The sequence below is a fragment of the Methylobacterium sp. GC_Met_3 genome, from assembly GCF_026540775.1.
In the GTDB taxonomy this organism is placed as follows: Bacteria; Pseudomonadota; Alphaproteobacteria; order Rhizobiales; family Beijerinckiaceae; genus Methylobacterium.
In genome coordinates, this window is the sequence record NZ_JALNUL010000094.1 from 1 (window position 1) to 8,396 (window position 8,396).

Below are 8,396 nucleotides of genomic sequence, written 5' to 3' on the forward strand. Positions count from 1 at the left end.
CTAGTACGAGCCGAACTTGTAGTTCAGGCCGGCGCGAACGACGGCGAACTCGTCGTCGCGGCGGCCGATCGTGCTGTAGGCGACCGGGAAGTTCGTGGCGCTGTTGATCACGAACGCGCCCTGGTTGCGGGTGTTGCGGTCGAGGTTGACGTACAGACCTTCGACCTTGAGCGTCACGGCCGACGAGCGGAAGAAGTTCAGGAACGAGTCGGTGGGCAGCGCGTACTCGATGCCGCCGCCGACCGCGTAGCCGGTGCGGAAGCTGTCGTTGGTGGCATAGCCGCCGAACGAACGGTCGGCGCTGCCCGAGCCGTAGGCGAAGCCGCCAGTGCCGTACACCAGCACGCGGTCGAAGGCGTAGCCGAGGCGGCCGCGCACGGTGCCGAAGAAGTCGAGGCTCGACAGGCCGCGCGGGTCGGTGAGGTAGTAGCCCGAAGCGACCGTACCGGTGGTGACGGCGTTGTTTCGGCTACGCCCGAAGTCGAGGTACTGGGCGTCGGCCTCGATGCCGAACACCACGCCGTTGCCGGGGGTCAGCTGCCAGTTGTAGCCGATCTGACCACCGCCGGAGAAGCCGTCCTGGCTGCGGTTGCCAAAGGTCGCCGTCGTGCCGGCGGTCGCATAGGGGGTCGGGACCGTGAAGGTCGAGGTGGTGTTGCTGCCCGCGTCGAAGGCGTAGCCGGCGTTGATACCGGCGTAGAAGCCGGTCCAGGTGAACACCGGGACGGGGGTGAACACAGGCGGTGGCGCGGCGCGGCGCGGCAGGTCGGCGGCCGAGGCGGCGCCGGTCAGGAGGGCCGTGGCGGCGCTCGCGAGAAGAAGCTTTTTGATCATAGGTCTTCAACTCCCGTTGCTCGGGATGTGCACAGCAGCAGAGAGGACATGAAAAAAGCGTGGCGCTAGTGCAAATTGGCAACACCGCCGGTGACAGCTTGGCCAGGATGCACGCAAAGGTGCGGTACAGCACATCACGCGGGTTAACGAGCCGTCGCAGTTAGATAATTTGTATCTTGATGTTTCCAGAAACAAAAAGGCCCCGCAGCACGAAGGCTGACGGGGCTTTAGTCTGCCGTGAACGTTCCCAGGACCAGCCAGGAAAGCTTCAAGGCCGATTAAACCTATCATGAGCTGATCCGCAAGCTCGATGGCACCGCTTCTCCCTGCTAGTGCACTGACTCAGACGGATGGTTCAGGGGCTCGATTGAGGGCGTCGAAGATGGCGGCGGCGGGCTTGGTCCAGACGAAGAGTCGTGGGCTTCGGTTGTGCTCGCCGATGTAGCGTTTGATGGCGGCCTGTAGGTCAACGATGCCGGTGAAGGTGCCTCGCCGGAGGCGACGGCGCGTCAGCGTGGAGAAGAAGCCCTCGACGGCATTGAGCCAGGAGGCCGAGGTCGGTGTGAAGTGGAAGGTCCATCGCGGGTGGCGGGTGAGCCAGGCGCCCACCTTTGGGTGCTTGTGGCTGCCGTAGTTGTCGAGGATCGCGTGGATCGCCTTGCCGGGCGGGACGGCGGCTTCGGCAGCGTTGAGGAAGCGGATGAACTCACCGTGGCGATGGCGCTGCCTGCAGCGGCCGAGCACGGTGCCTGCCAGGACGTCGAGGGCGGCAAACAACGTCGCGGTGCCGTGGCGGGTGTAGTCGTGCGTCTGAGCGGCAGGATGCCCGGGCCCGAGCGGCTGGTCGGGGCGGGTTCGCTCCAGGGCCTGGATCTGGCTCTTCTCGTCGATGGACAGCACGACGGCGTGGGCGGGCGGGGCCATGTAGAGACCGACGACATCCTCGACTTTTTCGGCGAAGGCCGGATCCTGGGAGCGCTTGAAGGTACGCAGCCGATGGGGCTGGAGGTGGTGAGCGTCCCAGATCCGCTGCACGGAGCGGAGCGAGATGCCGGTTCGCGCAGCGACGGCGCGGCCGGCCGGCTGACGCCCACCCGCCGGGCGACGTCCTGGACATTCAGGTGCTCGCCTGAGAGCAGGACGATGCTGGCGCGCTGGATGTGTTTGAGCGGACGGGAGCGGTCGCTGGCGATCGCAGTTACCCGCGCACCGAGTCCGAGTACCTCCCGGAAGGACAGGCGGGTGATGCCGCTGCAATCGTCGCCGCCATCACGACCGTGCTGACCGATCTGCGCGATATCATCCCGGGAGGCGAGGCGCTTCTGATCCGAAGCGGGGTAAAGGGGCACTACGTCAAGGATCCGGGCGAGCACCACGCAATCGTGCCCTTACGCAAGGTGCCTGAGCGTGGCCGTCTCTCGGCCGACCAGTTCCGGCTGTGGGAACTCGTCGCGAAGGCTTATCTGACTGCCCACCTTCCCGGCGGCATCGATGCCCGCACAAGTGTCACAGCCGAGGTCGGGATAGCTTTGGGGCCGAAACGGTTTGCCGTGTCGGGCAGTGTCATACGCGCGCAGGGGGTGGCGCGCGGTCTACGGCAGTGAGTCCGACCTCGAGGTTGACGCCGTTCCCGGCAAGGCGAAGCGCGAGGCGGAGGCCACGTCCGCGCGCCTGCCGGCCGTGAACGATGGCGAAGGTGCATCGGCTACGACTGCAGACATCGCCACAGTGATGACCGAACCGCCGCGTCGGATCACCCGAGGCGAACTGCCGGTGGTGATGGGCCGGCTGATCGACCAAGTCGATGATCCGGCGGTCATCCGCGTATCTCCCTGCGGAACGCCAACGCTCGAACGCGTGAAACGCCTTCCTGCGAGTGGGGCCGCTTACCAAGTGATGCGCTCGATCAGGAACAAGAGGCCTGCGGTAGCTTCAGGTCGCGCTCTGGTTGACCGCCTTCGCAACCTTCGACTTAACGACGCAGCGATGCCGGTGGCCAGAACGCAATGGTGTTCCCTCGGTTTGCTGAGTATCGAGAACCGTGTGCTTGGGTCGGTAGGAGCCTGTCCGCTTTTGCGGCGGCACTTCTCCGAAGCGGACCACCTGCTTTCGGCCAGGTTCGGCCATCCCCGGTTGCCCAACGAGTCGCTGTGTTGGATCCGAAGCCGCCGTTCGAGGGCCCCCTGTTCAGGCCTCGCGCGGTTCCGATCGGACGGCGGTGTGCCGACCAGGGCTCATCGTTCTCGCCGCCACGAACACGGGGCGCGAACGTAGCTCGAATCCCGATCGGTCCGCCCAACTGAGAGGTCAGTGCAACCGGTTTCACTGGAGCTGCGCTGGGGTCGGCCATCGGTCAGGGTTGATCTCTGCTACACCGGACTGCTACACCGCGAGGGCAGAGGCCTTTTCTAAGTCATTGATTTTGTAGGTGTTGGCAGTATCGGACGATTGTCCCGCTCCCTCCGCCAATTAACCCGCAAAAACCGTTATTAGACAACGAGTTAGCGGTTTTCATCCCAGCCATACCGACAATAAAACCTACAACCTGCTCACACGAGATGCGCGAGCTGCGTTCGTTGGCTACGGCCCGACAGATTCCCCTGTCGACAACCCCGGAAGCCAGCAACATCGAGGTCCTCCATCCGCTACGTTCCGGCGCCGCCTCGGCGGGTGTGGAGTGCGTATGAATGGCCTCAATCAAGATCCGTGTGGCGGGCGACGGTTCGTTCGGCGTCTACCGGAACGGAGCGGCCGTCGCGTGCGGACTGACCCGAGCTCAGGCCGACCGCTTGGTGACGGTGCTCGGCTGGATCTCCTAGGTCTCCTCCGACCACCGCCTTCCACCCGAACCGGATGCGCGAGTGACTTTCGTAAGGTCGATGTCACGGTTTCGTGAGCCAGGGGATCACAGGTAGGTACTGGGCTCATTTCGAGCTTGCTAACGTGGATCAGTCGGCTTCGGTCGGCCGCCACGCCTGCCCGCAGATACGCCCCTCAGCTGTCTAGGGCAGGCGTGGATGCATGATTTTTGCTCCCGCCCGGCGTCGGCGCTCGGGATGGGTCGCCGACCTCCACGCCCGCCCCAGCTCCGTCCCCCTGAGCAACTGAGGGCGGGCGTGGATGCCTAAATTCGAGTTTAGTTTTCTCCTAAGTTAGCGTTTGGCCGGCTGAACCCCCGATAGAACGCTTGCATCGGTGGGCGGCGTCTCACCGATATCCCCGCCCGCGGCCTAGTGGTCCCTCAACCCTTTAGTGAGCGGGCGGGGATGCTTTCACGCCGAGATTAGCGGAAGACATCACCATGGCGGTGACACCCTCGCTGGCGAGCGGCCGAAACGGGTATCACCGCATCGGCATCAGCCGCTCTCGGAAGCCCGCGCGCTGGCCGAAGCTGTCAGCCACCACGACCCGAGCTCGGGCCCGGACGAGCGCCTCATCGGCGTACCGATCCAGCAGTTCGGCACGGCCGTACTCGGCCAGGGCGAGGCGCAGGTTGGCAAAGGCCAGCAGGGAGTAGATCAGGCGCATAGCGCGATCACCTCCCGCAGCACGGTCAACACCATGCGCTGACCGGCGTCAGGCTCGTCGTTCTCAGCCATGTCCCGCATGGGATAGAGATGACCCTCGAAGTCGACGAGTCAGAGCCGTGCCTCGGCCGCGACCTCACCAAGGCTGGCCGAAGGTTCGACTAAAGCGCGTTGGAGGACGGCATCGTAGAGATCCATCTCCCCATCGAGCTTGTCGTCGTCCCATTCTTCGGCGCGGCAGCGGGCGTCCATGCCAAGCCAGTGATCGGCAGCCCACCGACGACAGGCACGCGCTAAATCGGCGGGGCCAGCGACCGCCACCCCGCCCGCGAGGGGAAGCGTGGCGAGGCCTAGGAGCAGACCTCGACGGGATGCGGGGGCGCTCATGGCTTACCTCCCGCTGCTTCGAACGCGGTTCGCCACTCGATATCGAGATCATCGCCGAGCCGCTTTAACGCCCAACCCAAGACGAGAACGACGCCAGGGTCTACGTGAGCGTCGGTCGTTCCGATCGCGATCAGCGTGTTGCCCCACCTCTCGACGTCGGCAATGTTGCTCTCCAGCTGCGAGAGCGCCTGAAAGGCCGAGTTGCAGCTCATGCCGCACTCCCGACGTTGAAGCGATGAGCGCCGCGCCCGGTCCACTCGGAGGCCAAAGCTTCCGGCTCGTCGAACTCGCGATCAGCGTCGCCGTCGAGCGCCTCTAATAATTCGAGGTCTGCCTCGATCCGGTCGGCGATCCGGCGGCGCAGCTCGCTGAGACGCTGGCGATCGGCGCCGTCCTCCTCAACGAAGTAGCGGATCAGCCCCTCGCGGATGGCCTCGATCGCGGCGTCGGCGGGCGGGAGCGGCTCGGCCGCCCGCATCGCGCGGATGGCCTGGGTGACGGGGCCCGACTGCCTGCCGAGCCCCTGGCCTAATAAGGGCGGAGCGCTGCGGAACGGGCGTAATAAGGGCGTGCGTGTGCTATGGGCGTGAGCAGCCATTGACGTAGATCCCAGACGTTGAGGGCTAGGGCCGGGTGGAAGTTCGCGCTTCCGCTCGGCCCGCCTTTGTGATTAAATGTAGTCAGAAAACATGTCAACTACATTTAATGGACGCTATGGGCCGCCCGCCAGTCGATACCCCGAAATCGTTGCCTGTGTCGCTTCGCCTGCCTCCTGACGTGAAGGCGGCGGCCGAGAGGGCTGCCAAGGACGATACACGGTCGCTGTCCAGCTTTATGGAGAAGCTCCTCACCGAGCACCTGAAGGCGAAGGGCTATCTGAAGTGAGGCCCCGTCAGCTTGGCTGCTATTCTCTGCTGAACGGGCTTTGAGCAGCCATGGCGATGCTGGGATCGGCTCTCTTCCTAGGCCTGTACGCAGCTCTCGGCGCCAGTGTTCACGTACCGGTTCGCGAAAGCGCAGCCGACACTGCTATGGAGCGCTGCAAGGGATCAGGCGAAGCCAGCGAGCGCATGGCAGCCTGTTCGGCTGTGATCGCCAGCACCCGAGACAAATCCCTTCTCGGTCGCGCCTACAACCGCCGCGCCCACACCTACGTCGAGTTGAAGAACTACCTCGCAGCCGCGCGACTTCGCGGACGTAGCACGCCTCAATCCGACCGTTGGCGGCTACCAAGACAACCGAGCCAACGCGCTTCGGCTGGCCGGGCGCTACGACGATGCCCTTGATGCCGCCAGCGCGGCGATCCGGCTAGCCCCAGGCTACGCCTTCGTCCTCCGCGGGCGAGCGCTCATCTACGAGGAGATGGGACGGTTAGATCAGGCTCTTGCCGACATTGATCGAGGCATCGCAATTGACGCGCGGGATGCGGGGTTGCGAGTGGATCGCGGGCGGCTGGACGCAAAAATGGTTCGCGACGAGGATGCGATCCGGGATCTGACCGCAGCCGTCGAGATGAATCCTAACCGGACAGACGCTCTGCGGGAGCGCGGCTTGGCCTACATCAGAGGAGGTCGGCGCGAGGCAGCCCTAGCTGACCTCAACGCGTTCGTGACGAGCCATCCGGACGATACGCAGATCCCAGCTGTTGTCACGGTACAGACACAGGCTGCGATGCCTGGTGGCCGCTCACCACTGATCAGCGATCCGCGCTCCAGAGGCGACCTGCCGTGAAGACGCCGGCGTCATCTTCATTTACATGAACGGCGTGCAGCCGCGATTGAGACTGAGGCTTGCACTTTAGATGTCGAGCGACGATCGAGATGAAGTGAAGTTGAGCCGCAAGCAGCGCATGCTACGCGACAACCCAATTTGCTGTTTCTGTGGCGGCGGCGTTCAATCGACTGGTGAAGACCACATACCGCCGCGGGCTTGCTTCCCGGCAGGTTATCACCCGGAGGGTATGGAGTTCCCTGCTTGTGATGACTGCAATCAGTCCACCAGGCCATATGATGATATGTTTGGCTTTTATGCCATGGCGGTGGATTTCGATGAGGAGAACCTGGATGCTGAAACGTTCAACAAGCGCATTCAAGGCTTGCTAAATAACTACCCCGACTCTCTTCCCGTTGAAAATCTTTCTGCGAACCAAAAACGCAGGAAGCTTAAAAGCATGGGCATGCAGCGTCCTGCTGGTCAATTTCTTAGAGATGTTGGCATTGTATCAGTGCCGCAATCGTCAAAGATTGCAGTGTATGTCGCCATAAGGAAACTTGCGTGCGCGATATATTACAAAGAAACTGGAAAAATACTTAGTTCGGCACATCGAATTGCCGGGATGTGGCAGCAGGCTCAAGATGCCCAACGGAAGCCGATTGCTAATTACTGGAACGACCTTTTGCCTGAGTATCGGCAGTTAACAAGATCGAATATCAGAGATTATGGGCGAAGATTTTGCTATAAATTTGGATTCATGGAAGAGGATGATTTTTTTGCTTTTATTGTTCAAATCGGTAGTGGCCTGATGCTCAGCGGCATGACGATCCCGCCTGATAAAGGATTGGAACCGCCGATGGCGATGCCGATTTGGCGGGTAGATGATCCTTGGGATTGTTTGGGCAAGGATTCCGAACTGCTGCAGCCTCAGCAGCCGATTGAATCTTGAGCACCCAATTGCTGATTATTCAGCTATCCTCCCCCCATGCGCACAGCCCTCGCCGCCCTCGCTCTCGTCGTCGCTGTCGGTGGAGCGCACGCTCAGCAGCAGCTTCCGACCGTTCCCGAGCTGCTCACCGCGGAGTTGAAGGCATCGCAAGCCTGTGAGGCCGCCGGGGACCCGGCTGTCACCCATGAGCAGTGCAGGCTCCACGATCGGCTCAGCGGCCGGCTGGCCCAGGCCGGCTTCTGCTATGGCCGCAAGGGGCAGACCGACGAGAAGAAGCAGTGGCACGCGTGCCAGCCCGACTCGATCTACGAGGATGACATCGAGGCGGTCACGCGCTGATGCACAAGCTCGCGCCCAACATCATTTCTCGCCTGCGATACCTCTCAACGATGGGGCCGCGCTTCTACCGAGCCTCAGTCTACATGCGACGGATGGAGAAACTCGGACTGGTCGCGACCACTGGCCGATTGGATCCAGCATTTGACGGCGTCGAGTACAAAATCACTGACGCGGGCTGTGCTGAGCTCGAAGTGCAGTACGGGTCGTTTCCAACAAGGCGTATCGAGAGCTGAGCTATTCCGCCATCCCGGCGGCTATCCTGCCGGGATGCGCTGTCCCTTAGGTGCTCAGGCAGCGGCCCTGGGATCGTCTAGCCCATCCCTCCAGGGCGTGCCGTCATAGCCCTCCATCCACGCTCTGCGCTCCAGCGACTTGGCCGGGTACGGGCATGCATCTTTCGGCCGCCTGATCCCGCGGGCGTGTGCCCCTTCCGTGATGACCTTCATGATCATCAGCTGGCGCGTATCCATGACACCCTCCTTCGGACATCCATGTCTTGAAGGTAGAACCTGCCGGGAGGCTGTGGAGATCCTCTCACGCGTGTCCGTAGTTCAACGGCATCACGGGCAGAGACGCTCCGCCGCCGAGCTGATATCGCCCCTGGCTTGGCAAGAATATGTCAGAGGGATCGCTAGTCGTAATTCAGC

General features: G+C 62.8%; 12 protein-coding genes and 2 pseudogenes. 7 read left to right on the forward strand and 7 right to left on the reverse strand.

The annotated features are described in order from the left end of the window. Both OXS27_RS30950 and OXS27_RS30955 read right to left on the reverse strand, forming a co-directional pair. Entirely contained in the window at positions 1-834 is an 834-nt protein-coding gene (locus OXS27_RS30950) for a porin family protein (RefSeq protein ID WP_267361506.1), read from the reverse strand. A gap of 342 nt (positions 835-1,176) precedes the next feature. Then, positions 1,177-2,081, reverse strand: a pseudogene (locus OXS27_RS30955) (IS630 family transposase). Here OXS27_RS30955 and OXS27_RS30960 point away from each other — a divergent pair. Together OXS27_RS30960 and OXS27_RS30965 are read left to right on the forward strand one after the other, a co-directional pair. Further along, a complete protein-coding gene (locus tag OXS27_RS30960; RefSeq protein ID WP_267361507.1) occupies positions 1,995-2,438 on the forward strand; it encodes a DNA topoisomerase in 444 nt (147 codons plus the stop codon). The pseudogene OXS27_RS30955 and the gene OXS27_RS30960 overlap by 87 nt on opposite strands. A gap of 1,083 nt (positions 2,439-3,521) precedes the next feature. Continuing rightward, a complete protein-coding gene (locus OXS27_RS30965) occupies positions 3,522-3,653 on the forward strand; it encodes a hypothetical protein (protein WP_267361508.1) in 132 nt (43 codons plus the stop codon). Between the two features lie 523 nt (positions 3,654-4,176). Here the strand turns inward: OXS27_RS30965 and OXS27_RS30970 are convergent. The 4 genes from OXS27_RS30970 to OXS27_RS30985 form a co-directional block, all read right to left on the reverse strand. After that, positions 4,177-4,362 carry a hypothetical protein gene (locus OXS27_RS30970; RefSeq protein WP_243924777.1) on the reverse strand — a complete coding sequence of 62 codons (186 nt, stop codon included), beginning with the start codon at positions 4,360-4,362 and terminating at the stop codon, positions 4,177-4,179. Positions 4,363-4,472: 110 nt separating this feature from the next. Then, a complete protein-coding gene (locus OXS27_RS30975; protein ID WP_267361509.1) occupies positions 4,473-4,748 on the reverse strand; it encodes a hypothetical protein in 276 nt (91 codons plus the stop codon). Further along, positions 4,745-4,960: a hypothetical protein gene (locus OXS27_RS30980; RefSeq protein WP_267361510.1), complete on the reverse strand. Its 216-nt coding sequence runs from the start codon at positions 4,958-4,960 to the stop codon at positions 4,745-4,747. The genes OXS27_RS30975 and OXS27_RS30980 overlap by 4 nt, the downstream gene beginning before the upstream one ends. Beyond that, positions 4,957-5,346, reverse strand: coding sequence for a hypothetical protein (locus OXS27_RS30985; RefSeq protein ID WP_267361511.1), 390 nt, complete (start codon positions 5,344-5,346; stop codon positions 4,957-4,959). The genes OXS27_RS30980 and OXS27_RS30985 overlap by 4 nt, the downstream gene beginning before the upstream one ends. Positions 5,347-5,495: 149 nt before the next feature. Between OXS27_RS30985 and OXS27_RS30990 the strand changes: the two genes are divergently transcribed. The 5 genes and pseudogenes from OXS27_RS30990 (at position 5,496) to OXS27_RS31010 (ending at position 7,749) form a co-directional block, all read left to right on the forward strand. Further along, entirely contained in the window at positions 5,496-5,633 is a 138-nt protein-coding gene (locus tag OXS27_RS30990) for a hypothetical protein (protein WP_267361514.1), read from the forward strand. A gap of 366 nt (positions 5,634-5,999) precedes the next feature. Next, a pseudogene (locus tag OXS27_RS30995) lies at positions 6,000-6,155 on the forward strand (hypothetical protein); the annotation flags it as partial. Positions 6,156-6,212: 57 nt separating this feature from the next. Then, a complete protein-coding gene (locus OXS27_RS31000) occupies positions 6,213-6,479 on the forward strand; it encodes a tetratricopeptide repeat protein (RefSeq protein ID WP_267361513.1) in 267 nt (88 codons plus the stop codon). Between the two features lie 70 nt (positions 6,480-6,549). Next, positions 6,550-7,410, forward strand: coding sequence for a hypothetical protein (locus OXS27_RS31005; RefSeq protein WP_267361512.1), 861 nt, complete (start codon positions 6,550-6,552; stop codon positions 7,408-7,410). A 36-nt stretch (positions 7,411-7,446) separates the two neighbouring features. Next, a complete protein-coding gene (locus OXS27_RS31010) occupies positions 7,447-7,749 on the forward strand; it encodes a hypothetical protein (RefSeq protein ID WP_243924770.1) in 303 nt (100 codons plus the stop codon). Positions 7,750-8,036: 287 nt separating this feature from the next. On the opposite strand, the gene OXS27_RS31015 is transcribed toward OXS27_RS31010, so the two are convergent. Further along, positions 8,037-8,219, reverse strand: a complete 183-nt coding sequence (locus OXS27_RS31015) for an Rmf/CrpP family protein (protein WP_243924778.1) — start codon at positions 8,217-8,219, stop codon at positions 8,037-8,039. Positions 8,220-8,396 lie beyond the last annotated feature (177 nt).

What these genes read in the sequence shown, in the direction of transcription:
- OXS27_RS30950 (WP_267361506.1), bottom strand. Translation starts at nt 834, where the DNA reads ATGATCAAAAAGCTTCTTCTCGCGAGCGCCGCCACGGCCCTCCTGACC.
- OXS27_RS30965 (WP_267361508.1), top strand. Translation starts at nt 3,522, where the DNA reads ATGGCCTCAATCAAGATCCGTGTGGCGGGCGACGGTTCGTTCGGCGTC.
- OXS27_RS30970 (WP_243924777.1), bottom strand. Translation starts at nt 4,362, where the DNA reads ATGCGCCTGATCTACTCCCTGCTGGCCTTTGCCAACCTGCGCCTCGCC.
- OXS27_RS30975 (WP_267361509.1), bottom strand. Translation starts at nt 4,748, where the DNA reads ATGAGCGCCCCCGCATCCCGTCGAGGTCTGCTCCTAGGCCTCGCCACG.
- OXS27_RS30980 (WP_267361510.1), bottom strand. Translation starts at nt 4,960, where the DNA reads ATGAGCTGCAACTCGGCCTTTCAGGCGCTCTCGCAGCTGGAGAGCAAC.
- OXS27_RS30985 (WP_267361511.1), bottom strand. Translation starts at nt 5,346, where the DNA reads ATGGCTGCTCACGCCCATAGCACACGCACGCCCTTATTACGCCCGTTC.
- OXS27_RS31000 (WP_267361513.1), top strand. Translation starts at nt 6,213, where the DNA reads ATGGTTCGCGACGAGGATGCGATCCGGGATCTGACCGCAGCCGTCGAG.
- OXS27_RS31005 (WP_267361512.1), top strand. Translation starts at nt 6,550, where the DNA reads ATGTCGAGCGACGATCGAGATGAAGTGAAGTTGAGCCGCAAGCAGCGC.
- OXS27_RS31010 (WP_243924770.1), top strand. Translation starts at nt 7,447, where the DNA reads ATGCGCACAGCCCTCGCCGCCCTCGCTCTCGTCGTCGCTGTCGGTGGA.
- OXS27_RS31015 (WP_243924778.1), bottom strand. Translation starts at nt 8,219, where the DNA reads ATGGATACGCGCCAGCTGATGATCATGAAGGTCATCACGGAAGGGGCA.